Genomic DNA, 24,894 nt, shown 5'->3' with positions numbered 1-24,894 from the left:
ATCTCGTGAACTACTCGAGCGATCTCGACATGACCGGGGATTTCTCGCCGATCCTGAAACTTCAAACTCCAGAATACTCGGGCTGTATCGGAGCACCTCGACCGGGCTCGAATCGAATAAACGTTGGATAAGCGTTGACGCATCAAGTCCCGTGATCTCTGACGAGACTCGACTCATAGTCCACGAGCGGAACGAAGGCGAAGGCGATTCCCCCTATGGCCTCATCCAATGTGTCGTCCGTTCGTTCCTCACGCCCTTCACCTCGAATCAGCCCAGCAGAGTTCCGCCGGACAAAGAAGCCGATAGGAACGATACTCAGGCCGAGGGTCTGTCAGATAAACGGTGTGTGAGGTCCAGCGGTTTTCATTGAGCGGTGCGCTCGAGTCGTCCGGCGAATGCGATCGCGAACGCGTTCAGAGCTGGCTTCCATCTGATCACCCAGCGTGCCCTCCCGCCGCCGGTCGGGTCAAGCGAGCGGGTCACGAGGTAGAGGCACTTGAGCGCGGCTTGCTCGTTCGGGAAGTGCCCGCGGGCTCGGACCGCACGTCGGTACCGGGCGTTGATCGACTCGATCGCGTTGGTCGTGCAGATCACCTTGCGGATCTCGACGTTGTATCCCAGGAACGGGACGAACTCGGCCCAGCTGGATTCCCACAACTGCACGATCGCCGGGTATCGGTCGCCCCATTCGGCGGCGAACTCGTCGAAGCGGTCCCGGGCGGCCTGCGCGGTCGGCGCCGTGTACACGGGCTTGAGGGCTTTCACGATGCCGTCGCGGTGCTGCCGGCCCGCGTAGCGGAACGAGGCCCGGATCAGGTGCACGATGCACTGCTGCACGATCGTGGGCTCCCACGTCGTGTTGATCGCTTCCGGTAGCCCCTTCAGGCCGTCGCACACGGCGATGAACACGTCCGCGACGCCTCGGTTCTTCAGCTCGGTGAATACCTGCAACCAGAACCGGGCGCCCTCACCGCCGTCGCCTGCCCAGATGCCCAGGATGTCGCGCTCTCCGTTTACCGTGACGCCCATCACGACGTAGAACGGGATGTTGCGCACCTGCCCGTCGCGGACCTTCACGACGATCGCGTCGACGAGGATCACTGGGTACACCGCGTCCAACGGGCGCGACGCCCATTCCGTGAGCTCGGCGGTGACCTTCTCGGTGATCCGGCTGATGGTGTCCTTGGACACCTTCGCGCCGTACACCTCGTCGAAGTGCGCGGCGACTTCACCGGTCGTCAGCCCGCGCGCCGTCAACGACAACACGATCTGATCGATGCCGTCCAGACGTCGCTTCCGCTTGGGCACGATGACCGGCTCGAACGAGCCGTCCCGATCCCTGGGCACCTCGATCTGAACCGGGCCGATCTCAGTCAGCACCGTCTTGGTCCGGGTGCCGTTGCGCATGTTCCCCGTGATCGGCGTCCCGCCATGCTCGTGGCCGAGGTGGTCGGTCAACTCCGCTTCGAGCGCGGTCTCGAGCACCGTCTTCGTCAGTTGGCTGAGCAGACCGCCCGGGCCTACCAGGCTCACGCCCTGCTGCTTGGCCTGCGCGAGAAGCAGCGCGGCGAGTTCCTGCTGATCGATGATCTCTCCAGTCACGGGATCGATCATCGCGTCCTCGATGTCCTCGGTCGTGTCAGCCACGGCCGTCTCCTTTCGGATCAAGCCGAACCCCACACACCGTTATTCAGACAGTCCCCCTACTTCGGGCTGGTCGGACGACGTCAGCGACTCGGCCGAGTCGTCACGCGGGACGCGAACGTGACCCTCCCCCCGCCACGATTCAGGCCGTTCGACCAGCTACCCGATGGCGCGGTTCGCGGCGATGGCCCGGTGTTCATCTCGTACCGTCAGTCCGACGGGTCCGAGCAAGCGGAGTCCATGGAGAACTTGCTCAGGGCCGCTGGTCTCGTCGTGTGGAGAGACCGCGTCGACCTGCGACCAGGGACGACCACCGACCGACTCGAGCAGGCACTCACCGAGGGGCTTTCAGCAGCCGTGCTCGTCGTGACGCCCGACATCGTCGACAGCGAGATCGTCCGCGAACGCGAACTACCCCGACTGCTCCAGCTCGACGAAGACCCCGCATTCAGCCTGTGCATCGCCAACAAGATCGCACGACCGGGAACCGAGTCGAAATGCGACTACGACGGACCCGACCGACTGCTACGACTCGCACCGGCACGAACACTCGCCGACAAGAAGCAGGCCAACGTGCTCGACCCCGCGGGCGAGCTCGAAATCGTTCGCGACCTCCTCATGCACCGCATCGAACAACGCCGACCTGCGATCCGCACCGAGGGCCGAGGCCTCACTATGCGTGTACAGAGCCGTCCCGCCCCGTTCGCCGTGGATGCTGACGACGACGACCTTCACATGCGGATCAAGGAGGCCACAGAGGGTCGACTCCCGTCGCCGGAGGGCCTCAAACTCCTCCGAAGGACGCTCCCGCTCACCGGTGACGCGGTGTTCGCGGCAGGCGCGAAGCACGTGGAGATCTCCGGCGGCGCACACCTCTCAATCGGGCTCGCACTCGGGGCGGCAATGCCCGAAACGAAGATCGGCAACGTTGCCGTACTCGATATCCAGAACAACGTCTGGGATTCAACATCATCAAGCAACGATTCAGTCACCACCGAGCTCAACGTCGAAGCGCTCCCGGTAGACGGCACGCAGCCGAACGACACTGCGACGAAAATCGCGGTCTTCGTAACGCTCACCGCAGATCCAGACCGCACCGCGTTCGAGCGCCTCGTGCGTGAATCCCCGGAGAGGTTCGCCGGCGTAATGATCGTCTCCGTCCCGAGTTCCAATCGAATCGATCCACGGGAAGCTGGCTCACTCAGCCAAGCCGTGGCCCAACAGGTCAAGCGTCTGTCCGCCGATCACGGTCGGGCCGAGGTGCATCTCGCCTTCCACGGCCCCTTCCCCATGGCCGTACTCCTCGGGCGTTACCTGAACACGCTTCGCACCATCGCCTACGAATGGGACGGCGATACAGTCAACGGCCCTCGCTACCGGCCAGCAATCACCCTCGAGCCTGGCGTCGTCGGCGGTCCGATCACCGAGGTATTCGAGTAACGCCAGCGGCCACGTCGACACGGACCTGCTGCCACTCCGGCTGCGAGACGCCCATACGGGCGTCAAATCATCGAGCGGATGCTGATGACTGCCGCGCAACTTGCGCCAACTCACGGAAACCGGCCCATGTCCGGCTCACCCGAGTTACTCCGAGACGAACCGATAATGCTCGAGCCGCCCGTGCCCAGAGCCCCATTTGTGCCGAATAAATGGAAACGCGGCATTTCGCAAGCCACGCGAGCCGGTATAAATCCTGATCAGCGGCTGTTTCCAGTCCAGCAGGGACTTGAGCTGGAAACATCGGCATTCTGTGTAATCTCGGCCAAGAAATACCCGATCAGCGCGAAATCCAGCACGAACGAAAGGATGACGCCAGCAATCCGAAGCGGTGGAAGGGGTCGGCAAATCCCTGATCAGAAGCTAAATACACGACGTAGGGCGGACGGGACTTGAACCCGTGACCGATGGATTATGAGTCCACTGCTCTAACCGGCTGAGCTACCGCCCCGCGAGCGACCTCAGTCGGGCAGGATGACCGGGATCGACTCGGTGACCGGATCGGTCACGCGCTCACCACGATACAGACTCTCGAACGTGTCGAGCGTGCGGGTGATGTCGTGCGCCTTGATGAGCTTGATCGACTGCGACTTCAGTGCGTTGTAGTCGTCGGGCGATGCCTCGAGCACGGTGCGCAGTTTCTCGGCGAGGTCGGCGGGGTTGCTCGGCTCGAAGAGGTATCCGTTCTGGCCGTCGTGCACGAGGTGCGGCAGCGCCATGGCGTTGGCGGCGACGACGGGCAGCGCCGAGGCCATGGCCTCCATCGTGACGATCGACTGCAGTTCGGCGATCGACGGCATCGCGAGCACGGATGCCCGGTGATAGGCGTCGCGCAGTTCTTCGTCGGTGACGTAGCCGGTGAACGTCACGCGATCCGCGACGCCGAGTTCGGCCGCGAGGTTCTGCAGGTTCTTGAGCTGGTCTCCGCCGCCGACGATCTCGACCTTGGCGTCGAGTTCGGCGGGCAGGAGCGTGAGCGCCCGGATGAGCACGTCGATCTGCTTCTCACCGGTGACCCGGCCGACGAAGAGGATGCGGTTCTCGGTGCGCGGTTCCCAGTTCGGCGAGTACTTGTGCGCGTCGATGCCGCACGAGATCGCGTGGACGCCCTCGAGGCCGGTGTGCTTCTCGAGGAAGTGGGCGGCCTTGAGCGTCGGGGTGGTCACCGATTCGGCGCGGCCGAACGTGCGGCGTGCGGCCTTCCACGCGAGCCCGACGGCGAAGTCCTGCCACGCCTTCGGCAGCAGGGTGAACTCGAGCATGTTCTCGGGCATGAAGTGGTTGGTACCGACGATGCGGATGCCCCGCTTCTCGGCCTCGACCGACAGGCCCCGGCCGACGACGATGTGCGACTGGAAGTGCACCACGTCGGGCTTCACCCGGTCGAGGATGCGCGCGCTGTTCTGCTTGATCCGCCACGGGAGCGCGAACCGCAGCCAGTCGTGCGGGTACCACCGCCACGAGTACAGGCGGTGGGCGGTGAGCTGCTGCCCCTCGTGCACCTCGGTCCAGGTGCCGTGCTTGCGACTCGCGGCCGGCGCGACGATGTGCACCTCGTGGCCCCGCTCGACGAGTCCTGCCGCGAGACGCTCGGCGAACCTGGCGGCCCCGTTGACGTCGGGGGCGAACGTGTCGGCTCCGATCAGGATGCGCAGCGGCGCGTCGGTTCGGGGCGTGGTCGAAGCGGTTGACGCACCGGGTGTGTCAGTCACTGGGGTGGTGTTCCTCACGAGGTCGGTGATGGGCGAATACGCCCGGGGAGAGGCATCCGCTGCGAGGGTGGCACGCGGTTTCGTCCGACCCTAGTCTACGCGGCGGCCCGCGGGCACGGCTCGGCGGGCATGTCATCCGAGCGGATGACTCGCCCCGCGGCTCGCCGTTCGGATGCGGTCAGACGCGCGTCTGCGGGTGGTTCCTGGCGAGGAGGAAGACCCCCCACACGGCGATCGCGCCCGCGATGATGAAGGTCACCATCGCCCACGGCGGCGCCTGGGAGGCCTCGCCGAGCACGACGATGCCGATCGCGACGGCGACGATCGGGTCGACGACCGTGAGGCCGGCGATGACGAGGTCCGGCGGGCCCGACGCGTGCGCGTTCTGCACGAAGTACGCGCCGAGGCCGGTGCCGGCGAGCAGCGCGATCACGCACAGCACGGTCAGCCAGTCGAAGTCGCCCTGCTCGATCTGGCCGATGATCACCTTGGCCAGCGTGGCGACGAAGCCGTAGAGCACACCGGCCAGCACGACGTAGAAGACCGCGCGGATGCGTGCGCGGAACAGCACGAATGCAGCCCCGGCGGCGAGCAGCACGATGGCGAGGATGCCGAGGATCACGTACAGCTGCCGGTCGGTCACCGGCTTCGTGACGGCGGTGAACGCCGCGACGCCGACGAAGAGGAACACGCCGCCGACGCACATGGCGATCGCGATGATCGTGTTCCGGTTCAGCTTCACCTTCGCGACCCTCGAGTTGATGATCGACGTGATGACGAGGGCGATCGCGCCGAGCGGCTGCACGACGATCAGCGGCGCGAAGTAGAGGCTCGACAGTTGGAACACGATCGCGAGGCCGAGCATCAAGGTGCCCAGTACCCACGACGGGCGCGCGAGCAGCAGTGCGATCTGCTTGCCGCTGAGCCCCTTGCCGAGCGTGTCGACGGTCTGCGCCTCGACCTTGACGACGCCGCGGTGCTGGAACTGCGCGCCGAGCGACAGGAAGACCGCACCGACCAGTGCGAGCGGGATGCCGATGAACTGCGTCGGGTCGAGCGCGATCTGCTCGGTCAGGTCGCTCAGGTCGGGATCCACGCCCTCGACCCTACCGGCTGCCCCCTCGATATCCTTGACGAATGGCCGTTCGAGCGATCCGAATCACGGGCGACCCGTGCTCCACTCCCCGCCGCCCCGTCGTCGAGATCGACCAGGAGATCCGCGAACTCGTCGCCGACCTGTACGAGACGATGGACCGCGCGCCGGGCGTCGGGCTCGCGGCGCCGCAGGTCGGCGTGGGGCTGCGCATCTTCACGTTCGGCTGGACCGACGAGGACGACCGGCTCTGGCGCGGCGTCGCTATCAACCCGGAACTGTGGATCAGCCCGCCGCCGCCTGGCGAGCCCGACATCGACGAGGAGGAGGGCTGCCTCTCGTTCCCCGGCGAGCGGTTCGGCCTGCGCCGGGCCGAGCGCGCGATCCTGCGGGCGACGAACCTCGAGGGCGAGAAGTACGAGATCGAGGCATCCGGGTGGCTCGCCCGCATCTTCCAGCACGAGTACGACCACCTCGACGGCGTGCTCTACACGGACCGGCTCGAGTATCGAGACCAGAAGGTCGTGCAGAAGATCACGCGCAAGCTCGGCTGGGGCAAGCCGGGTGGGAAGTGGATGCCGGGAGTCGACGACCTCGACGCGTGACCGGATTCCCGGGGCATCCTGCGCGGTACGACAGCGGACGTCAGGTGAACGCGCGGATGCCCGCCGCCACGCCCGCGGCGGCGAAAACGACGATCACGAACGGCACCCGCAGCGCGTAGAGCGCCGCGGCGACGATGACGGCAGGCAGCCGCGCGTCGACGACGATCTGCTGCCCTTCGGCGAACGTCTGCACCGCGATCAACGCGGCGAGGAGCGCCACGGTCAGCAGGTCGGCGATCCGCGCGGGACGCTCTCGTTCGAGGAATCCCGCGGGCACGAGATGGCCCGCCAGCTTCAGCGACAGCGTCGCGACCGAGGCGAGCAGGATGATGTGCCAGGTCGTCATCGTGCACCCTCCCGCGCGCTGCCGCGCGGCGGCCCGGAGCGCCGCCGATCGAACAGGTCGAACCACCCGACGACGACCGCGACGACCGCCGCGATCAGCACCGGCAGCCCGGGCATGACCACCGGCGTCGCGAGCACCGCGACGAGCGCGGCGGCGACCGCGACCGCACCGGCCTGGAAGCGCTTCAGCCGGGGCCAGAGCAGCCCCAGGAACGCCGCGGCCGCCGCGGCGTCGAGCCCCCATGCGCGGGTGTCGCCGATCGCGTCGCCGATGAGCGCGCCGACGAGCGTGGTGAGGTTCCACCCGATGAAGATCGCGACACCGGTCACCCAGAAGCCGATCCTCGCCGACCGCTCCTCGGACTGGGCGAGCGCGACGGCCGTCGACTCGTCGATCGTGATCCACGCCGCCCCGATGCGCTGCCAGAGGCCGCCGTTGTCGACGAGCGGCTTCATGCGCATGCCGTAGACGACGTTGCGCACGCCGAGCAGGGCCGCCGTGGCGATCGCGGTGCCGCCCGCGGCGACGCCGCCCGACGCCAGCACCCCGACGAGCGCGAACTGCGAGCCGCCCGTGAACATCACGAGGCTGAGGAAGCACGTCTGCCAGACGTCGAGTCCGGCCGCAACCGCCAGCGCGCCGAACGAGATGCCGTAGGCGGCGGTCGCGAGGCCCACGGCGAGCCCGTCGCGCGCCGCCGGCGTCGACAGCAGGCGACCGGATGCCTCGCGCTCCGCGCCCTCGTCCTGCGTCATGCCACCTCCCGCGCCCCGACATCCGAACCTATCCGGTCGATCGCCGACCGGCGGAATCGGTGGACGGCGCGGACCTACGCTGGAGGAATGGACGTCGACATCCTCGTACGAGATCCCTCCGGCGCAGCATCATGGCGCACCGTCCGCCCGATCGGGCTCGGCGGGGATGCGGACGGCCGGCGTGTCGAGGTTGCGGGCGACGGTGACCGGTCGGCCGTCGAGGCGATCGACCTGCTCGCGATCGAGGCGTGGCGCCTGCCTGCCGGCGACCTGCCCGCACCCGACGTCGCCGCGATCACTCCCGGCCTGTACGTGCATGCCAAGGGGCACGCGTACGAGGTGCTCCACCTCGCCCGACACAGCGAGACGGAGGAGGCGCTCGTCGTCTATCGGGCGCTGTACGGCGACTTCGGCGTCTGGGTGCGCCCCGCCGCGATGTTCGCGGAGCAGGTGACGGTCGACGGCCGCACGATCCCGAGATTCACCCGCGTCGCCTGACGAGCGGCCCCCGAACGACGAAACGCCGCCCGGATCGGGCGGCGTTTCGGTGGCTCCCCCACTTGGACTCGAACCAAGAACCTATCGGTTAACAGCCGATTGCTCTGCCAATTGAGCTATGGAGGATCGCTTTGCAGCGACGACTACTCTAGCAAAACCACCGCCGGGTTCCCAATCGAGCAACCCTCGCCTCCGGCGGGCCTCACCGAGCCGGCGCCGACGGTCAGGCGCGCGGCCCCGTGTCCACCTCGTCGATGATCGCGTGCCCGTCGTCGAGCGCCCCGGCGAGGGCCTTGACGTACGGGTGGTGCGGGTCGTCGAGCACGTCCTCGAGCGTCCCGAGCGCGACCAGCGAACCCCGATCGAGCACGGCGACCCGGTCGGCGATCTTCCGCAGCACCGGCAGGTCGTGCGAGATGATCACGGCGGAGAACCGGTGCCCGTCGCGCAGTTCGCCGAGCAGTTGCGCGACCGTGTCGCGCACCGTCAGGTCGATGCCCGCCGTCGGTTCGTCGGCGATCAGGAGCTGCGGACCGAGCACGAGTGCCCGCGCGATCGCGACGCGCTGCCGTTGACCGCCCGACAGCTCGTACGGGAACCGCTCGAGCGTGCTCAGCGGCAGCCTGACGCCGTCGATGAGATCGGCCACACGCGACGCGAGACGCCGCCGGTCGAAATGCCGATCGCGCTCGAGGATCGGTTCGCCGACGAGCTCGGCGACCGTGCGGTCGGCCGTCAGCTTCGAACCGGCGTCCTGGGCGAGGTACCCGACGTGGAATCGGTGCTCGGCGAGCTTCCGGCGCGGCATCCGCTTCATCGGATGCCCGAGCACCCGCGCCTCGCCGCCGGTCACGACCGGCCGCACCTCCTCGCTGCGGGGATCGAGGAACACGCCCGACAGCACCTTCGCGAGCGTGCTCTTGCCGCTGCCGGCGCTGCCGAGCAGCCCGAGCACCTCGCCCGGCGCGATCCGCAGTTCGATGCCCCGCAGCGCGACGTGTGCCCCGGATGCCCCGTGCGCGGGGTACTCGACCGACAGGTCGCTCAGGATCACGGGGTGGCCGTGCGCCGGGCCGCTCGACATCAGCCGGCCTGCCGCAGACGGTGGAGCTCGGCGCGGCGTTCGGCCTGCGCGACCGGATCGGGAACGGGGAGGCTCGCGAGCAGCCGCTGGGTGTACGGGTCGCGCGGGGCTCCGAGCACCTCGGCCCCGGTCCCCTCCTCGACGAGCTCGCCGTGGTACAGGACCGCGATCCGGTCAGCGAGCAGGTCGACCACCGCGAGATCGTGGCTGATGAACAGCGACGCGAAGCCGAACTCGCGCTGCAGCTCCCGGAACAGCTCGAGCACGCGGGCCTGCACCGACACGTCGAGCGCCGACGTCGGCTCGTCCGCGATGAGCAACTCCGGCTCGAGCGCGAGTCCCCGGGCCAGGCTCGCGCGCTGCCGCTGGCCGCCCGACAGCTCGTGCGGGTACCGGTCGCCGTACGAACGCGGCAGCTGCACCGCCTCGAGCAGTTCGTCGACGCGGGTGCGTGCCTCGCGGGCGTTCGCCGCACGTCCGTGGATCACGAGCGGCTCGGCGACGCACTCGGCGATCGTCAGCAGCGGGTTGAAGCTCGACGCCGGATCCTGGAACACGAATCCGATGCGGCTGCGCACCTGCCGGAACTCGCGCTCGCGGACCCCGAGCATCTCGTGCCCGAGCACCTTCAGCGAACCGCCGGTGACCTTCGTGAGGCCCGCGATCGCGCGCCCGATGGTCGTCTTGCCCGACCCGGACTCGCCGACCAGGCCGAGCACCTCGCCCGGGCGGATCACGAAGTCGACGCCCTTCACGGCGCGGAACCCCGCGCGGCCGAAGCGGCCGGGGTACTCGATCTCGAGCCCCCTCGCCTCGACGACCGGGGTCTGCTCGGCCCACCCAGCTGGGCGCGCCGCGGCGCGCTCGGCCGCGCGGGCCGTGCCGTGCCCCACGTACGGGACGGCCGCCAGGAGTTGCTTCGTGTACTCGGCCCGGGGCGATGCGAACAGCGTGCGCGCGTCGGCCTGCTCGACCACGTTGCCCTGGTACATGACCGCGACGCGATCGGCGAGGTCGGCGACCACGCCCATGTTGTGCGTGATCAGCACGATCGCCGTGCCGAACTCGTCGCGGCACCGGCGCAGCAGGTCGAGGATCTCGGCCTGCACGGTGACGTCGAGCGCGGTCGTCGGCTCGTCGGCGACGATGAGTCCCGGGTCGAGCACGAGCGCCATCGCGATGACGATGCGCTGCTTCTGCCCGCCCGAGAACTGGTGCGGGTAGTGGTCGACGCGCTCCTCGGCGTCGGGGATGCCGACGCGTCGGAGGATGTCGATCGCCTTGGCGCGGGCATCCTGCTTGGAGACCTCGCCGTGCGCCCGGATGCCCTCCATGATCTGCCACCCGACCGTGTAGACCGGGTTGAGCGCGGTCGACGGCTCCTGGAAGACCATCGCGACATCGGTGCCGCGGACCTCGCGGAGGCGCTTGGGATCGATCGAGACGATGTCGTGCTCGCGCGTGCCCTCGCGGTTGGCGAGCACCACCGCGCCCTGCGCGGTCGCGGTCTCCGGCAGGAGTCCGAGGATCGTCTTCGCCGTCACGGTCTTGCCGCTGCCGGACTCGCCGACGATCGCGAGCACCTCGCCGCGCGAGACGTGCAGCGAGACGTCGTCGACCGCCTTCACCGCGCCGGCATCGGTCGAGAACGAAACGCCGAGGTTTCGGATGTCGACGATGGGGCCGTCACCGGCGTCGGTCTGGCGGGTACCCCCGATGTTCACGTCGGTGCCGCTCATTGCTTGACCTCGATTCCGTGCTCGTCGAATGTCTCGCCTGGTTCGAGCCCCTCGACTCCGCCCGGGCCTGCGGTCAGCGTGCCGCCGGGCACGACCGAGGTGGCGGCGACCTGGCCGGCCGCCTGGGCGACCCGGCGCCGGCCGCGCAGGCGCGGGTCGGCGAGGTCGTTGAGGCTCTCGCCCACGAGCGTGATCGCGAGCACCGTGAAGACGATCGCGAGACCCGGGAACAGGGCGGTCCACCAGATGCCGCTCGTCACGTCGGACTGCGCCTTGGAGAGGTCGTAGCCCCACTCGGCCGCAGCGGTCGGCTCGATGCCGAAGCCGAGGAAGCCGAGCGCCGTGAGCGTGAGGATCGCCTCCGACGAGTTCAGGGTGATGATCAGCGGCAGCGTCCGCGTCGAGTTGCGGAAGACGTGCTTGAACACGATGCGCGAGCTCGAGGCGCCCAGGACCTTGGCGGACTCGACGTACGCCTCGGCCTTGATGCGCACGACCTCCGCGCGGATCACCCGGAAGTACTGCGGGATGTAGATCACGGTGATCGAGATCGCCGCCGCGAGCACGCCGCCCCAGAGGCTGGACTGGCCGCCGGAGATGACGATCGCCATGACGATCGCGAGCAGCAGCGACGGGAACGCGTAGATCGCGTCGCACACCACGACGAGGGTGCGGTCGAGCCAGCCGCCGAAGTACCCGGCGTAGAGACCGAGCGCGACGCCGATGAAGATCGACAGCAGCACGGCGACCACGACCACGAGGAGCGAGGTCTGCGTGCCCCAGATCACGCGCGACAGCACGTCGTATCCGCCGACGGTGGTGCCGAACCAGTGTTCGGCCGACGGCGGCTGCTGGGTGCCGAAGGACTCGCCGTCGACGCTGCGCTGGGCGAAGCCGAACGGCGCGATCAACGGGGCGAGCGCGGCCGTGAGGATGAACACCCCGAGCATGATGAGACCGGCGACGAGCATGCCGCGCTGGAGGCCAACGCTCTGGCGGACCTGGTGGACGACCGGGAGCCGGTCGACGAGACGGCGCTTCGGCGCCGCTGCGGTTGCGGTGGTGGCGGTCATCAGTACCTCACCCTCGGGTCGATGAACGCCGCGATGATGTCGACGATGAAGTTCGTGAGCGCGACGATCACCGCGAGCAGCGCGACGATGCCCTGCACGGCGACGAAGTCGCGCGACTCGAGGAACTCGGCGAGCATGAAGCCGAGGCCCTTCCATTCGAAGGTCGTCTCGGTGAGCACGGCGCCCGAGAGGAGCAGCGCGATCTGCAGGCCGATCACCGTGATGATCGGGATGAGCGCAGGCCGGTAGGCGTGCTTGCGCAGCAGCCGCGACTCCGCGACGCCGCGCGAACGGGCGGCGTCCACGTAGTCGGTCGAGAGGGTGCCGATCACGTTGGTGCGAACCAGGCGCAGGAAGATGCCCGCGGTCAGCAGGCCCAGCGCGATCGCGGGGAGGACGACGTGCGAGAGCACGTCGCCGAGCACCCGGGGGTCCCCCGTCATGATCGCGTCGATCGTGTAGAACCCCGTCGGGTGCGGGAGCATGCCCATCTCGATCTCGGAGTCGATGCTCGACCGGCCAGCGACCGGGAACCACTTGAGCCAGACCGAGAACACGAGCTTCAGCAGGAGCCCGCCGAAGAAGATCGGCACCGCGTACCAGACGATTGCGAGCACGCGGTACACCGCGTCCTCCGGCTTGTCGCGGTGATAGGCGGCGCGAAGGCCGAGCGGGATGCCGACGGCGAACGCGACGATGAGCGAGTAGAAGACCAGCTCGAACGTGGCCGGCCCGTAGGTCGCGAGGATCTCGATCACGGGGCGGTTCGTGGTCAGGGTCGACCCGAAGTCGAGCACGGCGATCTGGCCGAGGTACTCGAGGTACTGCACGAAGACGGGCCGGTCGTACCCGGCGGCGGCGCGCAGTTCGGCGAGTTGGTCGGCGCTGAGCCGGCCTCCCTGCGCGGCGGTGATGGGGTCGCCGGTCAAGCGCATCAGGAAGAACACCATCGTGACCAGGATCAGGATGGTCGGGAAGATCAGGATGAATCGGATGAGCAGGTAGCGCCCGAAACCCCCGCCCTTCGGTTTGGACTGCGTGGCGGCCGGGGCCGGGGTCGCAGGCCGCGGCGTCACATCGACAGCGGACATGGATTCCTCACGTGGTGCATGGAACGGGGGCGACCCGCGCGGATGCGGGTCGCCCCCGTCGGTCGATCAGGTCGACTCTAGTCGGACGGGATCAGCCCTTGGTGAGGGCGGCGTACCGGAACTTGAACGACGCGTCCAGCGTGTCCTCGGCACCCTCGACGTCCGCACCGACGACCGCGACCTGCGCGCCCTGCATGTACGGGATGGTCGAGAGGTCCGCGGCGACCTTGTCCTGGATCTCACCGATCAGCGCCTCGCGCGCCGCCTCGTCGGCCGTCACGGCCTGCTCGAGGATGAGGTCGTTGACCTCGGGGTTGTCGTAGTGGTTCGACAGGAAGTTCTCCGTGAGGAAGAACGGCGTGAGGTAGTTGTCGGCGTCCGAGTAGTCCGGGAACCAGCCGAGCTGGTAGGCCGGGTACAGGTCGGCGACGCGGTCCTCGGAGTACTGCACCCACTCGGTCGACTGCAGGTTGACCGTGAACAGGCCCGACTCCTCGAGGTTCTCCTTGATGATCGCGTACTCGTCGGACGACGACGGGCCGTAACGCTCGGCGACGTACTGGATCGAGATGTCGAGCGGCGTCTGGATGCCGGCTGCGGAGAGACGCTCCGCGGCCTTGTCCGCGTCGGGCGCGCCGTTGCCGTCGCCGTAGAGGCCCTTGAGCGCCTCGTTCGCACCCGTGAGGCCCTCGGGCACGTACGAGTAGAGCGGCGTGAAGGTGCCCTTGTAGACGTCCTCCGAGATCGCGTCGCGGTCGATGAGGTCCGCGATCGCCTGACGCACGGCGAGCGCCTTGGCCGGGTCGGCCTCGGCCGTGGTCGCACCGAACGGCATCGTGTTGAAGTTGAAGACCAGGTAGCGGATCTCGCCGCCGGGGCCGTCGACGACCTTCACGTTGTCGTTGCCGCGGAGGTCCTCGATGTCGGTCGCGCTGAGCGTGCGGTGCGCGACATCGATGTTGCCCTCCTGGACGTCGAGCTTCAGGTTCGACGCGTCGGTGTAGTACCGCACGTTGACCGTCTCGGTCTTCGCCTCGCCCAGGATGCCCTGGTAGTCGGGGTTGGCCTTGTACTGCACCAACTCGTTGACCTTGAAGCTCGAGATCGAGTACTGGCCGGCGAACGGCTCACCGTCGACGATGTCGGCGTCGCTGGTCAGCGAGTCGGCCGAGAAGACGTCCTCGTCGACGATCGGGCCCACCGGGCTCGACAGGATCTGCGGGAAGATCTGGTCGTTCGGCGAGATCAGGTTGAACACGACCGTGAGGTCGTCGGGCGCGTCGACCGACTCGAGGTTGTACAGCAGCGACGACGGGCCGTTCTCGTCGGCGATCGCGAGCTGGCGGTCGAAGGTGAACTTCACGTCCGAAGAGGTGAGCTCGTTGCCGTTCGCGAAGGTCAGGCCCTCCTTGAGGGTCACCGTGTACTGGTTCTCCGAGGTGAACTCGGCCGACTCCGCGATGTCGGGCTCGACGTCGGGGCTGCCGTACGGGGTGTTCAGCAGGAACGGGTAGACCTGGTTCATGACGGCGAACGAGCCGTTGTCGTACGAGCCGGCCGGGTCGAGCGCCGTGACCTGCTCGGTGGTGCCGATGGTGATCGAGTCGCCCGAGGCGGTCTCGCCTTCGCTGCCGCCGGCGGTGCAGCCGGCGAGCGTGAGGGCGGCCACCGAGACGCCGGCCGCCGCGACGAGGCCGCGACGCCGGAGCTGGGATGCGGATGCCATATCCGTCTACCTCTTCCTGAGATGGGACACGCGTGGCCAAGGCAGCCACGGCGGGGGTGATGGCTTCAGACGGCAGGGAGCCGGTGGAACCATCGGCCGGGGTCCAGGCGTGGAGCCGACGTCCATGGACAGCGACGTCGTCTCCCCGCGCTCGATCCGAACCGGTGTCAATAGGACTATCACGATGGATCGTTCAGGTCCGGGAAGCGTTACCTGATCGAATCATCGGAGATCGCAACGGATACCGTTCCCCGATTCCGACGGGTCACCCCGCGCAGGATGCTGCAATATGGCACACACCACCCGCAGGAGGGATGACGAAGACGTGTTCCCGGCAGCCGCGCCGAAGCCTCGAGGCGATCCGCCGTGCTCGGCTCAGTCGGACTCGGCTCAGTCGGACTCGGAGAGCGCCCGCCGCTCGCGCTCCAGTTCGACGAGCGCGCGCTGGATCGCCGAATACGTCTCGCGCTCGGCCGGGTCGGTGCGCTGCAGCCGCCCGAGCAGCTCGCGCTTCTGCCGGAGCAACTCGCGCTCGACGAGCGAGGTCACGACGCCGCGCACGTACGCGGTCGTCGCGGTCTCGGTGCGCTGCGGCACTGGCGCGACCGCGAGCTGCTGCACGACGCCCGCGAACGGTGCCGGCACCTCGGCGACGACGCGGTCGACGCGGACGGCGCCGTCGGTCGCGAGCGCCGACGCGATGCCGTCGCGCACGACCGCGAGCGTCTCGTTGCCGAAGCGGCTGTCGGTGGCGTGCCGGATGAGGTCTGCTCCCGCGGCTTCGGGGAACTGCAGCATGGCCTGCAACGCGTCGCGTTCGAGCCTGGTCGACGGATCGGTCGGCAGCTCGGTGATCGAGAACGGTCGCGCCGGCTCGGGTGGCGGGGCGCCCGTCGCAGCACGCGAGCCGTCGAGCGGCCGAGCGGATGCCCCTCCCCTGGCGGGCCGCCATCGAACGCGGAGCCGGCCTCGCGGCCGTCGCGCCGCCCGCCGTCGCGGGCGCCGTCGCGGTGGGCCCCGATCGGTCTCCGTCACGACCGCCGTCGCGCCCGCGGGCGGCCGCACCGCGGACCGCGCGCTCGACCTCGGCGAGCTCGAGCCCCAGCATCCGCGCCAGCTCGCGCGTGTAGCCGGGACGCAACGACCGGTCGCGGATCTCGGCGATGACCGGAGCCGCGGCGCGAAGCGCGCCGACTCGGCCCTCGACCGACTCGAGGTCGAATCGCGACACCGTGTGGCGGATGACGAACTCGAACAGCGGCGTCTTCTCGTCGATCAGTGCTCGCACGGCGTGGTCGCCCTTCGCCAGGCGCAGATCGCACGGGTCGAGGCCGTCGGGCGCGACCGCGACGTAGGTCTGCGCGGTGAACCGCTGCTCCTCGGCGAACGCGCGCATCGCGGCCTGCTGCCCGGCCGCGTCGCCGTCGAACGTGAACACGACCTCGCCGCCGCCGGTGTCGTCGCCGAGCACCCGCCGCAGCACCCGGATGTGCTCGACGCCGAACGCGGTGCCGCACGTCGCGATCGCGGTCGTCACGCCCGCGAGGTGGCACGCCATGACGTCGGTGTACCCCTCGACGACGACGACCCGCCTGGTGCGCGAGATGTCGCGCTTGGCGAGGTCGAGCCCGTACAGCACCTGCGCCTTGCGGTACACGGCCGTCTCGGGGGTGTTCAGGTACTTCGGCCCGTTGTCGTCCTCCAGCAGGCGGCGCGCGCCGAAGCCGACGACCTGGCCGGTGACATCCCGGATCGGCCACACCAGGCGCCCGCGGAACCGGTCGTACACGCCGCGGTCGCCCTGCGAGACGAGCCCGGCGGCGGCCTGCTCCTCGTGCGAGAAGCCGCGGCCCTTCAGGTGGTTCGTCAGCCTGTCCCAGCTCTTCGGCGCGAATCCGACGCCGAACCGCTTCGCCGCCTCGGCGTCGAAGCCGCGCTCGCCGAGGAAGCGTCGAGCCACGTCGGCCTCGGGCGAACCGAGCTGCTCGACGAAGTACTCCCCCGCAGCCTGGTTCGCGGCGAGCAGTCGCGCGCGATTGCCGTGGTCCTGCGACGGGCCGCCACCGTCCTCGTAGTTGAGCGCGTAGCCGAGGCGCCCCGCGAGCCGTTCGACCGCCTCCGAGAACGAGACGTGGTCCATCTTCTGGAGGAAGGAGTAGACGTCGCCGGACTCGCCGCAGCCGAAGCAGTGGTAGTAGCCGAGTTGCGGCCGCACGTGGAAGCTCGGACTGCGCTCGTCGTGGAACGGGCACAGGCCCTTCAGCGAACCGACGCCGGCCGACTTCAGCGTGACGTGCTCGCCCACGATGTCGGCGATGTTCGTGCGTGCCTTCACCTCTTCGACATCGCTCTGTCGAATTCGGCCCGCCATGCTCACATCCTAGATCCGGTCGGCACCGCTCGGGCCCGCCGTCCTGCGTCGGGCTGCGGCGCGGTCAGCGCTGCACGAGCCGTTCGTACCAGGCGAGCGCCGACTGATCGGTCAGCCCCTGCACCTGGTCGACGATGACGCGCTTGCGGGCTCGGTCGTCTGCGGCGGCGCGCCAGTCGTCGGCGAAGCCGGGATCGAGGTGCTGGTCGCCCGTCGCGAGCAGCACGTCGGCGAGCCCGGTGAGGATGCTCCGCTGCTGCGCGTAGATCGGCTGCCGGGTGTTGCGCGACATCACGAAGGTCGCGACGATGCCCTTCAGCACCGCGATCTCGGCCTGGATCGCGTGCGGCACGACGACGTCGGCGTCGAAGCGGATCAGGCTCGCGAGCGGGAACGCGGAGCGGGTGGCATCCGTCGCGGCGTGCGCGAATCGGCCGATGAGCTGGCTCGTGAGGTTCTTGAGCCGGGCGTGGTCGCGGCGGCTGCCGCTCCACGAGTCGAGCCAGTCGGGCAGCGAGTCGAGCCGGTCGAACGCGGCGATGAGCTCGTCTGCCGGGATCGCCCCGCCGATCCACTCCGACATGGATGCGACGAGGTCGTCGTGGTCGACCCGGGCACCGAGCGCCTCGACGTCGATGTAGCCGTTGACGATCGCGTCCTCGAAGTCGTGCACCGAGTACGCGATGTCGTCGCTCAGGTCCATCACCTGGGCCTCGATGCACAGACGTCGGGCCGGGGCGCCGGCCCGCAGCCACTCGAAGGCCGCCACGTCGTCGGCGTAGAAGCCGAACTTCTGCCGACCCGACGGGTCGGCGACGCCCTGGTCTTCGGGCCACGGGTACTTGCAGCTCGCGTCGAGGCTCGCGCGCGTCAGGTTGAGCCCGTAGCTGCGCCCGTCGTCGCCGAACACCTTCGGCTCGAGCCGGGTCAGGACGCGCAGGGTCTGCGCATTGCCCTCGAACCCGCCGATGTCGGCGGCCCACGTGTTGAGTGCCTTCTCGCCGTTGTGGCCGAACGGCGGGTGGCCGAGGTCGTGCGCCAGGCAGGCGGTGTCGACCACGTCGGGGTCGAGCGCGAGGTTCGCGGCCAACTCCCGCCCGATCTGCGCGACCTCGAGCGAGTGCGTCAGGCGGTTGCGGGCGAAGTCGAGCCCGGCGGTCGGGCTCAGCACCTGCGTCTTCGCCGCGAGGCGCCGCAGCGCGCTGGAGTGCAGCAGGCGTGCCCGATCGCGGGCGAAGTCGCTGCGCCGCGAGGAGTGCTCCTCGGGCAGCATCCGCTCCACGTCGGCGTCGTCGTAGCCGCCGAAGAGTCGTTCGCGCACGGGGCTCAGCCGCCGCTCGTGTCGAGTTCGGCGTCGACGAGGGTGACCCGATCGTGGCCGGCGAGCTCCTGCGAGTCGAGCCAGCCGTCGGGCAGCGCCGGATTCTTCGGCGTGCCGGCGCGGCCGCGCGGGCCCTCGGCGCCCTCACCGGGGTACGGCATCTCCCAGTCGAGCGTCGCGAGCAGGTCGTCGAGGTGTTCGAGCGTGTCGACCGTCGCGAGCTTCGCCCGCAGCTCGCCGCCGACCGGGTACCCCTTGAAGTACCAGGCGACGTGCTTGCGGATGTCGCGGCACCCGCGCTCCTCGCTGTCGAAGAAGTCGGCGAGCAGCTCGGCGTGCCGCCGGAACGTGCGGGCGACGTCGCCGAGCGACGGCTCGTACTTGCGGTCCTCGCCGCGGAACCCGGCGGCGAGGTCGCCGAACAGCCACGGGCGGCCGAGGCATCCGCGCCCGACGACGACGCCGTCGCAACCGGTCTCGGCGACCATGCGCAGTGCGTCGTCGGCCGACCAGATGTCGCCGTTGCCGAGCACCGGAACGGTCGTCACCGTCTCCTTCAGCTTCGTGATCGCCGACCAGTCGGCCTCGCCGGAGTAGAACTCCGACGCGGTACGCGCGTGCAGCGCGACGGCCGCGACGCCCGCGCCCTCGGCGATGCGTCCCGCCTCGAGGTAGGTGAGGTGGTCGGCGTCGATGCCCTTGCGCATCTTCACCGTGAGCGGGATGTCGCCCGCCGCGCGCACGGCGCCCTCGACGATGTCGCGGAACAGGCCCGTCTTCCACGGCAGCGCCGACCCGCCGCCCTTACGCGTGACCTTCGGCACTGGGCATCCGAAGTTCAGGTCGATGTGGTCGGCCCGGTCCTCGGCGACGAGCATCGTGACCGCCTCGGCGACCGTCTTCGGGTCGACGCCGTAGAGCTGGATCGACCGCGTCGTCTCGGACTCGTGGTGCGTGATGAGCCGCATCGACTCGGGCGTGCGCTCGACGAGCGCACGGCTCGTGATCATCTCGCTGACGTACAGGCCCGCGCCGAACTCGCGGCAGAGCCGACGGAACGCGGTGTTCGTGATGCCCGCCATGGGTGCGAGCACCACGGGCACGTCGAGTTCGAGACCGCCGATCGTGAGTGGCGCGAAGGTGCTGGTGGGAGTGGACATCGCCTCCGATTCTCCCAGACTTCACGGCTTCGGCGGGCGAGGCGCCGTCGAGCGCGCATAGGATTCGGAGGACGCGCACCGGTGGAGGACCAGATGACGGATGCAACGCCCACGGGCGCCGACCGCGTACGAGCGGATGCCGCGGCCCGCGGCCTCGAGATCGAGGTCATCGAACGACCCGCTGCGCGCAGCCTCGAGGAGGCCGCCGAACTCCTCGGCATCGAACCCGGCGACATCGTGAAGTCGCTCGTCGTGAAGCGCAGCGACGACACGTTCCTCTTCGCCCTGGTGCCCGGCGGCCGCAAGATCAGCTGGCCGAAGCTGCGGGCGCTGGTCGGCGTCAACAAGCTGCAACTGCCGGATGCCTCGCTCGCGCTCGCCGCGACCGGGTACGAGCGCGGCACGATCACGCCGCTCGGCTCGACGACGGCGTGGCCCGTGTACGCGGACGAGTCGATCGTCGGCCGCCGAGTGTCGATGGGCGCGGGTGAGCACGGCCGCAGCCTGTTCGTGCAGGCCGACGACCTGATCGCCGCCTACGGCGCGACGGTCGCCGACCTCAGCGAACCGGAGTAGGCACCGGCGGTCGAGTAGCGAACCAGCCACCGGCGGTCGAGGAGCGAAGCGTATCGAGACCCGAACGACCGGCGGTCGAGGAGCGAAGCGTATCGAGACCCGCACCGGCGATCTCGATACGGTCGCTGCGCTCCCTACTCGATCAACGAGGCGTCTCGCTCCCGGGCACGAAGCAGACGTCGCCCTCGCACACCATGGCCGCGGGGTCGCCGGCCACGAGCGTGAACGGCGACGCCGGCGCCGGCGCATCGGTGGGCGTGGGCGCCCCGTCGGTCACGCCGCCTGTCCCTGCTCGTCGGCCACCTGCGTGAGCACGTTCGCGAACACCTCGGCCGGCTGCGCGCCCGAGACGCCGTACTTGCCCTCGAACACGAAGAAGGGCACGCCCTGGATGCCGTAGGCCTGCGCCTGCGCGATGTCGTCCTGGACGTCGGCGCCGAACGACCCCGACTCGAGCGCCTCGCGGGCGGCGGCGCCGTCGAGCCCGACCTCCTCGGCATAGCCGACGAGCTCGTCGATGCGGTTCACCCGCCCGCCCTCGGTGAAGTAGGCCTTCAGCAGGCGCTCCTTGAGCTCGAGCTGCTTGCCGTGCGCCTTCGCGAAGTGCAGCAGCTCGTGCGCCTTGAGCGTCTTGGTGTGCGCGACCTGCTCGAAGTGGTACTCGAGGCCGGCCTTCGCGGCCACGCCGGTCACGTGGTCCAGCATCTGCTCGACGCGCTCGACCGGCATGCCCTTGCGCTCGGAGAGGTACTCGACCGTCGAACCCTCGAAGTCCAGGGGCGTGTCGGGCGAGAGCTCGTACGAGTGGTACTCGATCTCCACGTCGGGGGCGTCCTCGCCGAGGGCGGCGATGCCGGCCTCGAGGTGCCGCTTGCCGATGTAGCACCACGGGCAGGCGATGTCGGACCAGATGTCGATCTTGATGGGGGAAGTCACGGTGAGGTGCAACGCCGGATCGATGCGTTCGTATTCCCTCACCCGCCGACGACGATGCGGGTCGCCTCGGCGACCACGGCGTCATTGCGGGTGGCATCCGATCGATCCGTCCGGGTCATGATCGCGATCGTCATCGGCGGATGCCCCGGCCGCCACAGCACGCCCGCGTCGTTCACGACGCCGTAGGATCCGCCGCCGGTCTTGTCGGCGAGCTCGTACGGACCGTCGAGGCCGTTCCGCATCCGCTTCCCGGAGGTCTGGCAGCGCAGCATCCACTCCCGCAGGCGCGCCGACGCGAGCACGCCCGCCGCGTCGTCGAGGAGGAGCGCCTCGTACAACATCGCGATGTCGTCGGGCGTGGACGTGTCCCGCAGGTCGCCGGGCAGCGCCTGGTTGAGGTCCGGCTCCCAGCGGTCGAGCCGCGTGTTGCGCGCGCCGAGCGAGGCGGCGAATGCCGTGATCGCTGCGGGACCTCCGAGTTCGCGCAGCAGCAGGTTGCCCGCGGTGTTGTCGCTCGCGCGAACCGCTGCGTCGCACATCAGGTCCGGCGATGCCTGCATCGGCGGGTTCTCGCCACCGAGCACCGAGGAGTCGATCACGATGTCCGCCCTCGTGTACGGGATCGGCGTCGTCCAGTAGACGTCGTCGTACCCGCGCTGCTGGACGAGCGATGCGGCCGCAAGCGTCTTGAACAAGGAGCACATCGGGAACCGTTCGTCGGCGCGGTAGCGGAACGCCCGGCGTTCGCCGCGCACCGCCGCGACGACGCCGATGCTGACGGATGCCTCCCGCTCGAGGTCGGCGAGGGCACGGGCACGACGGTCGAACGACCACCCCGCGCTCGGCGCGGACTGGGCGCGGGCCGGCGCGGCGCCACCGGCCGCACCGAGCGCTGCGCCCGCGGAGATCGCCCCGCCGAGGGCGATCAGCGAGCGACGGGAGAGGTTCCCGCGGGTGTCGGGAGTCGATGCGGAATCTGAATCGGTAGGGAACGAATCGGTCATGCGGCGAGTGTTCCGCGACGGCACCCATTCAGGCAAAGCACTGGAAGCCCGCATTGATGCCAAACTGGCATCGATGTCCCGACACCTCGACCTGATGGCCGCCTGCGAGGCCTTCGTCTCCGTCGCCGAGCGCGAGAGCTTCACCGCAGGAGCCGCGGGTGTCGGCCTCACCCAATCGGTCGCGAGCCGGCGGATCGCCGCGCTCGAAGCGCACTTCGGCGCCCGCCTGTTCGAACGCACCTCGCGTCGAGTCGCCCTGACCGCGTTCGGCAGGCGCATGCTTCCGGGCGCGATCAAGCTCGTCGCCGCCGCGCGAGAACTCGCCGACGATGCCGACCAGGCGCGACTGCACCCCGTCGTCGTCGCCGCGCCCGCCAACGTCCCGCCGCGGGCCGCGGCTCGTCTCATCGCCGCGGCCGCGGCCGGCGGGATCACGATCGAACTGCTCGAGGGCGTGCCCGCCGCGCGGGGCGAATGGATCACCGGAGGACGCGCCGACCTGGCACTCCAGCACGTCGAACCGGACCGAGCGCGATGGAGCAGTCCGCTCGGCGTCGGCTGGGCCCGCCCAGAGCCCGCGCCGGAGTCCGGCGACGACGAGCGCCCGTTCCACCTCGCGGAACTCCGCCCGCGCCGCGGCGGCGCCGAACGACGCCGACTCTGGCTGCAACCCGAGGACGACGTGCCGAACGTGCGAGACCGCCTCGACCGGGTGCGCAACGGCGCCGGACTCGCTCCGGGCCACCTCAGGGTCGCGTCCTCCCCCGCAGCCGCGATGGCGAAGGCGATCGCCGACGACGACCTCGTGCTCTGCACCCCCGCCGAGGCCGAGGCGTACGACCTCGCCTGGCACCCGCTCGGCGACCTGCACCTGCTGCGCGGGTACGCGCTCGTGCACCGCGACGCCGACCTCGCCCGACGGTTCGAACTGGCCGCCGCGAGCCACCTGCCGGCGGTACTCGGCACCTCCCGCGAGAGCACCGATGCGAACTGAACGTCGCGCCGCGGTCCGTGAGGCCGAGGCGGTGCTCGCTGAAGTCGGGCTCACGGCATCCATCACCGTGCGCGACCTCCGGAGCGGAGCGGAACTCGCCCTGCTCCCCGGTCGCCCGTATCCGCTCGCGTCGGTGGTGAAACTGCCGCTCGGCCTCGCGGTGCTGCACGAGGCGTCCGTCGGCCGCCTCGATCTCGGCGAGCAGATCGCGCTCGACCCGCGGAGAAGCACCCCTGGGCGCACCGGGACCTCGAGGTTCGCGCACCCGGCGACGGTCGCCGTCGGCGACCTCCTCTACCTGGCCCTCGCGGTCAGCGATGACACCGCGGCGGACGCGCTCTTCGATCGGTGCCCGCCGGCGACGGTGACGGCGCTCATGCGCGACCTCGGCATCCCCGACCTCACCGTGCGCCACTCGATCCGCGAGCTGCACGAGACGCTCGCGAGCCGGCTCGCACCCGACGAGCAGTCGCAGGCACTCACCCTCGCGATCCGGGCATCCACGCCGGGCGGCGGGCACCTGATCCCCCAGCTCGACGTGACGGGCGCCAACGCGGGTACGGCGACGGCACTCGTCGACCTGCTCGACCGGCTCTGGAACGACCCCTCGCTCGGGGGCGCCCGCGAGGTGCTCAGGCCGATGCTCGCCGGCAACCTCATGCGCCAGCGGCTCGCGCCCGACCTCGAGTCCGACGACGCGACGTGGTACTCGAAGACCGGCTCGTTCCTCCACCTGCGCCACGAGGTCGGCGTGCTCGAGCACGCCGACGGCGGGGTGTTCGCGATCGCCGCGCTCAGCGAATCGTCGGTTCCGGCGCACGTGCAGCCGGCCGCCGACCAGTCGCTCGGCTACGCGGCCCGGCTCCTGCACGACGAACTGCGCGCAGCCGCCGCCGTCCGCTGAACGGCGACGCGGGTCACACCGTCGATTCCGCGACCGGCCGGGACGTGCCGATGCGCGTCACCCAGACGACGAGCGACGCGACCGCGACGAACGCGATCGCGATGACCACCACCCAGAACGCGACGCTCACGTACCCGTTCTCCTGCGTGGCCGGATTCAGGAACGGGTAGGGATACCAGGTCTCGACGCCCTTGACCTGGTCGAAGACGAGCGGACCGCGGATGAGCGTGTACGCGACCCACACGATCGGGAATGCGATCACGATCCACACTTGGCTCCACGCCAACCTGATGCGCCCCGGAGCGACGAGCCAATCGATGACGAGGAGGATCGGCGCCCAGACGTGCAGCACCTCGTTCGTCCACGGCGGCGTATCGCCGCCCCCGGTGACGGGGATCCCGCGAAGCAGCAGGTTGTAGACGATGCCGGTGATCGCCATGTACGTCGCGGCGCACGCTCGCAGCAGTCCGAACCACGACAGATCGGGCACCCGGCCCACCAGCGCGAACACGGCGCCCAGGGTCAGCACCGCCGCGGCGAGGAGGTTCGACTCGATGGTGAAGTAGCTGAAGAAGTTGACGTTGAGGGTGACGAGGTCGTCGAATCCCGACGCGATCCAGAACCCGTGCGAGCCCTGGTAGGTCACGACCACCGCGGCGACGATCGCCGCGGCGACGACGAACCGCGGCACGGCCCAGATGCGCGCGAACCGCAGGTTCGACGATCGGCCTCGGACTCCGGATTCGCTCGCGACGCTCACGGCGC

23 protein-coding genes, 2 tRNA genes and 1 pseudogene are annotated in these 24,894 nt (G+C 69.5%); 6 read left to right on the top strand and 20 right to left on the bottom strand.

The annotated features are described in order from the left end of the window. Nucleotides 1-363: 363 nt before the first annotated feature. Nucleotides 364-1,614: an IS256 family transposase gene (locus ELQ40_RS08685; protein WP_127795219.1), complete on the bottom strand. Its 1,251-nt coding sequence runs from the start codon at nt 1,612-1,614 to the stop codon at nt 364-366. A 150-nt stretch (nt 1,615-1,764) separates the two neighbouring features. Between ELQ40_RS08685 and ELQ40_RS08680 the strand changes: the two genes are divergently transcribed. Continuing rightward, nucleotides 1,765-3,084 carry an SAVED domain-containing protein gene (locus ELQ40_RS08680; RefSeq protein WP_205649463.1) on the top strand — a complete coding sequence of 440 codons (1,320 nt, stop codon included), beginning with the start codon at nt 1,765-1,767 and terminating at the stop codon, nt 3,082-3,084. Between the two features lie 434 nt (nt 3,085-3,518). Here the strand turns inward: ELQ40_RS08680 and ELQ40_RS08675 are convergent. The 3 genes from ELQ40_RS08675 to ELQ40_RS08665 form a co-directional block, all read right to left on the bottom strand. Beyond that, a tRNA-Ile gene (locus ELQ40_RS08675) sits at nt 3,519-3,592 on the bottom strand. 10 nt (nt 3,593-3,602) lie between these two features. Continuing rightward, nucleotides 3,603-4,853 (bottom strand): glycosyltransferase, encoded by a 1,251-nt coding sequence (locus ELQ40_RS08670; RefSeq protein WP_240666010.1) that lies wholly within the window; start codon nt 4,851-4,853, stop codon nt 3,603-3,605. 178 nt (nt 4,854-5,031) lie between these two features. Continuing rightward, nucleotides 5,032-5,949 carry a DMT family transporter gene (locus ELQ40_RS08665; protein ID WP_127793328.1) on the bottom strand — a complete coding sequence of 306 codons (918 nt, stop codon included), beginning with the start codon at nt 5,947-5,949 and terminating at the stop codon, nt 5,032-5,034. Nucleotides 5,950-5,990: 41 nt separating this feature from the next. On the opposite strand from ELQ40_RS08665, the gene def reads away from it, so the two are divergent. Further along, complete coding sequence (def, locus tag ELQ40_RS08660; RefSeq protein ID WP_127793327.1) at nt 5,991-6,551, top strand: peptide deformylase; 561 nt, start codon at nt 5,991-5,993, stop codon at nt 6,549-6,551. Nucleotides 6,552-6,591: 40 nt separating this feature from the next. Here def and ELQ40_RS08655 read toward each other — a convergent pair whose 3' ends face one another. Both ELQ40_RS08655 and ELQ40_RS08650 read right to left on the bottom strand, forming a co-directional pair. Then, complete coding sequence (locus ELQ40_RS08655; protein ID WP_127793326.1) at nt 6,592-6,897, bottom strand: AzlD domain-containing protein; 306 nt, start codon at nt 6,895-6,897, stop codon at nt 6,592-6,594. Continuing rightward, nucleotides 6,894-7,652 carry an AzlC family ABC transporter permease gene (locus ELQ40_RS08650; protein WP_127793325.1) on the bottom strand — a complete coding sequence of 253 codons (759 nt, stop codon included), beginning with the start codon at nt 7,650-7,652 and terminating at the stop codon, nt 6,894-6,896. Before ELQ40_RS08650 ends, ELQ40_RS08655 begins: the two co-directional genes overlap by 4 nt. 87 nt (nt 7,653-7,739) lie before the next feature. Between ELQ40_RS08650 and ELQ40_RS08645 the strand changes: the two genes are divergently transcribed. Beyond that, nucleotides 7,740-8,150 (top strand): DUF1653 domain-containing protein, encoded by a 411-nt coding sequence (locus ELQ40_RS08645; RefSeq protein WP_127793324.1) that lies wholly within the window; start codon nt 7,740-7,742, stop codon nt 8,148-8,150. Between the two features lie 50 nt (nt 8,151-8,200). Here ELQ40_RS08645 and ELQ40_RS08640 read toward each other — a convergent pair. The 10 genes and pseudogenes from ELQ40_RS08640 to dusB form a co-directional block, all read right to left on the bottom strand. Further along, nucleotides 8,201-8,276: transfer RNA gene (locus ELQ40_RS08640), tRNA-Asn, on the bottom strand. A 97-nt stretch (nt 8,277-8,373) separates the two neighbouring features. Beyond that, nucleotides 8,374-9,234 carry an ATP-binding cassette domain-containing protein gene (locus ELQ40_RS08635; RefSeq protein ID WP_127793323.1) on the bottom strand — a complete coding sequence of 287 codons (861 nt, stop codon included), beginning with the start codon at nt 9,232-9,234 and terminating at the stop codon, nt 8,374-8,376. Then, nucleotides 9,234-10,973 (bottom strand): ABC transporter ATP-binding protein, encoded by a 1,740-nt coding sequence (locus ELQ40_RS08630; RefSeq protein WP_127793322.1) that lies wholly within the window; start codon nt 10,971-10,973, stop codon nt 9,234-9,236. Before ELQ40_RS08630 ends, ELQ40_RS08635 begins: the two co-directional genes overlap by 1 nt. After that, nucleotides 10,970-12,046: an ABC transporter permease gene (locus ELQ40_RS08625; protein ID WP_127793321.1), complete on the bottom strand. Its 1,077-nt coding sequence runs from the start codon at nt 12,044-12,046 to the stop codon at nt 10,970-10,972. The genes ELQ40_RS08630 and ELQ40_RS08625 overlap by 4 nt, the downstream gene beginning before the upstream one ends. Then, nucleotides 12,046-13,137: an ABC transporter permease gene (locus ELQ40_RS08620; protein WP_127793320.1), complete on the bottom strand. Its 1,092-nt coding sequence runs from the start codon at nt 13,135-13,137 to the stop codon at nt 12,046-12,048. Before ELQ40_RS08620 ends, ELQ40_RS08625 begins: the two co-directional genes overlap by 1 nt. Nucleotides 13,138-13,228: 91 nt before the next feature. Beyond that, complete coding sequence (locus ELQ40_RS08615; RefSeq protein WP_127793319.1) at nt 13,229-14,863, bottom strand: ABC transporter substrate-binding protein; 1,635 nt, start codon at nt 14,861-14,863, stop codon at nt 13,229-13,231. 390 nt (nt 14,864-15,253) lie between these two features. Continuing rightward, nucleotides 15,254-15,661: a hypothetical protein gene (locus ELQ40_RS19115; protein ID WP_240666030.1), complete on the bottom strand. Its 408-nt coding sequence runs from the start codon at nt 15,659-15,661 to the stop codon at nt 15,254-15,256. 355 nt (nt 15,662-16,016) lie between these two features. After that, a pseudogene (gene dnaG / locus ELQ40_RS19110) lies at nt 16,017-17,234 on the bottom strand (DNA primase); the annotation flags it as partial. Between the two features lie 64 nt (nt 17,235-17,298). Further along, nucleotides 17,299-18,564 carry a deoxyguanosinetriphosphate triphosphohydrolase gene (locus ELQ40_RS08605; RefSeq protein WP_370296789.1) on the bottom strand — a complete coding sequence of 422 codons (1,266 nt, stop codon included), beginning with the start codon at nt 18,562-18,564 and terminating at the stop codon, nt 17,299-17,301. After that, nucleotides 18,561-19,715, bottom strand: coding sequence for a tRNA dihydrouridine synthase DusB (dusB, locus tag ELQ40_RS08600; RefSeq protein WP_127793317.1), 1,155 nt, complete (start codon nt 19,713-19,715; stop codon nt 18,561-18,563). Before dusB ends, ELQ40_RS08605 begins: the two co-directional genes overlap by 4 nt. Before the next feature lie 93 nt (nt 19,716-19,808). On the opposite strand from dusB, the gene ELQ40_RS08595 reads away from it, so the two are divergent. After that, nucleotides 19,809-20,291 (top strand): aminoacyl-tRNA deacylase, encoded by a 483-nt coding sequence (locus ELQ40_RS08595; protein WP_127793316.1) that lies wholly within the window; start codon nt 19,809-19,811, stop codon nt 20,289-20,291. A gap of 142 nt (nt 20,292-20,433) precedes the next feature. Here ELQ40_RS08595 and ELQ40_RS19280 read toward each other — a convergent pair whose 3' ends face one another. From ELQ40_RS19280 to bla, 3 genes are read right to left on the bottom strand one after another with little or no spacing between them, the layout of a single operon-like run. Further along, nucleotides 20,434-20,568, bottom strand: a complete 135-nt coding sequence (locus tag ELQ40_RS19280; protein ID WP_255424721.1) for a hypothetical protein — start codon at nt 20,566-20,568, stop codon at nt 20,434-20,436. Continuing rightward, entirely contained in the window at nt 20,565-21,227 is a 663-nt protein-coding gene (locus tag ELQ40_RS08590) for a DsbA family protein (RefSeq protein WP_127793315.1), read from the bottom strand. The genes ELQ40_RS19280 and ELQ40_RS08590 overlap by 4 nt, the downstream gene beginning before the upstream one ends. 38 nt (nt 21,228-21,265) lie before the next feature. Continuing rightward, nucleotides 21,266-22,231: a class A beta-lactamase gene (bla, locus tag ELQ40_RS08585; RefSeq protein ID WP_164863509.1), complete on the bottom strand. Its 966-nt coding sequence runs from the start codon at nt 22,229-22,231 to the stop codon at nt 21,266-21,268. Between the two features lie 73 nt (nt 22,232-22,304). Between bla and ELQ40_RS08580 the strand changes: the two genes are divergently transcribed. Together ELQ40_RS08580 and ELQ40_RS08575 are read left to right on the top strand one after the other, a co-directional pair. Then, nucleotides 22,305-23,225 carry a LysR family transcriptional regulator gene (locus tag ELQ40_RS08580; protein ID WP_164863507.1) on the top strand — a complete coding sequence of 307 codons (921 nt, stop codon included), beginning with the start codon at nt 22,305-22,307 and terminating at the stop codon, nt 23,223-23,225. Then, entirely contained in the window at nt 23,215-24,129 is a 915-nt protein-coding gene (locus tag ELQ40_RS08575; protein ID WP_127793312.1) for a serine hydrolase, read from the top strand. Before ELQ40_RS08580 ends, ELQ40_RS08575 begins: the two co-directional genes overlap by 11 nt. A 13-nt stretch (nt 24,130-24,142) precedes the next feature. Here ELQ40_RS08575 and ELQ40_RS08570 read toward each other — a convergent pair whose 3' ends face one another. Next, nucleotides 24,143-24,889 (bottom strand): Pr6Pr family membrane protein, encoded by a 747-nt coding sequence (locus tag ELQ40_RS08570; protein ID WP_240666009.1) that lies wholly within the window; start codon nt 24,887-24,889, stop codon nt 24,143-24,145. Nucleotides 24,890-24,894 lie beyond the last annotated feature (5 nt).

The sequence above is a fragment of the Agromyces sp. LHK192 genome, assembly GCF_004006235.1.
GTDB lineage: Bacteria > Actinomycetota > Actinomycetes > Actinomycetales > Microbacteriaceae > Agromyces.
The sequence above is the reverse complement of the archived record's forward strand: the minus strand, read 5'-3'. Positions and strand labels throughout refer to the sequence as shown.

Coding starts and splice junctions, on each gene's coding strand:
- dusB (WP_127793317.1), bottom strand. CDS start 19,715: ATGTCCACTCCCACCAGCACCTTCGCGCCACTCACGATCGGCGGTCTC.
- ELQ40_RS08580 (WP_164863507.1), top strand. CDS start 22,305: ATGTCCCGACACCTCGACCTGATGGCCGCCTGCGAGGCCTTCGTCTCC.
- ELQ40_RS08645 (WP_127793324.1), top strand. CDS start 7,740: ATGGACGTCGACATCCTCGTACGAGATCCCTCCGGCGCAGCATCATGG.
- ELQ40_RS08685 (WP_127795219.1), bottom strand. CDS start 1,614: ATGATCGATCCCGTGACTGGAGAGATCATCGATCAGCAGGAACTCGCC.
- ELQ40_RS08650 (WP_127793325.1), bottom strand. CDS start 7,652: ATGACGCAGGACGAGGGCGCGGAGCGCGAGGCATCCGGTCGCCTGCTG.
- ELQ40_RS08620 (WP_127793320.1), bottom strand. CDS start 13,137: ATGTCCGCTGTCGATGTGACGCCGCGGCCTGCGACCCCGGCCCCGGCC.
- ELQ40_RS08615 (WP_127793319.1), bottom strand. CDS start 14,863: ATGGCATCCGCATCCCAGCTCCGGCGTCGCGGCCTCGTCGCGGCGGCC.
- ELQ40_RS19115 (WP_240666030.1), bottom strand. CDS start 15,661: ATGCTGCAGTTCCCCGAAGCCGCGGGAGCAGACCTCATCCGGCACGCC.
- def (WP_127793327.1), top strand. CDS start 5,991: ATGGCCGTTCGAGCGATCCGAATCACGGGCGACCCGTGCTCCACTCCC.
- ELQ40_RS08630 (WP_127793322.1), bottom strand. CDS start 10,973: ATGAGCGGCACCGACGTGAACATCGGGGGTACCCGCCAGACCGACGCC.
- ELQ40_RS08625 (WP_127793321.1), bottom strand. CDS start 12,046: ATGACCGCCACCACCGCAACCGCAGCGGCGCCGAAGCGCCGTCTCGTC.
- bla (WP_164863509.1), bottom strand. CDS start 22,231: ATGACCGATTCGTTCCCTACCGATTCAGATTCCGCATCGACTCCCGAC.
- ELQ40_RS08575 (WP_127793312.1), top strand. CDS start 23,215: ATGCGAACTGAACGTCGCGCCGCGGTCCGTGAGGCCGAGGCGGTGCTC.
- ELQ40_RS08635 (WP_127793323.1), bottom strand. CDS start 9,234: ATGTCGAGCGGCCCGGCGCACGGCCACCCCGTGATCCTGAGCGACCTG.
- ELQ40_RS08595 (WP_127793316.1), top strand. CDS start 19,809: ATGACGGATGCAACGCCCACGGGCGCCGACCGCGTACGAGCGGATGCC.
- ELQ40_RS08655 (WP_127793326.1), bottom strand. CDS start 6,897: ATGACGACCTGGCACATCATCCTGCTCGCCTCGGTCGCGACGCTGTCG.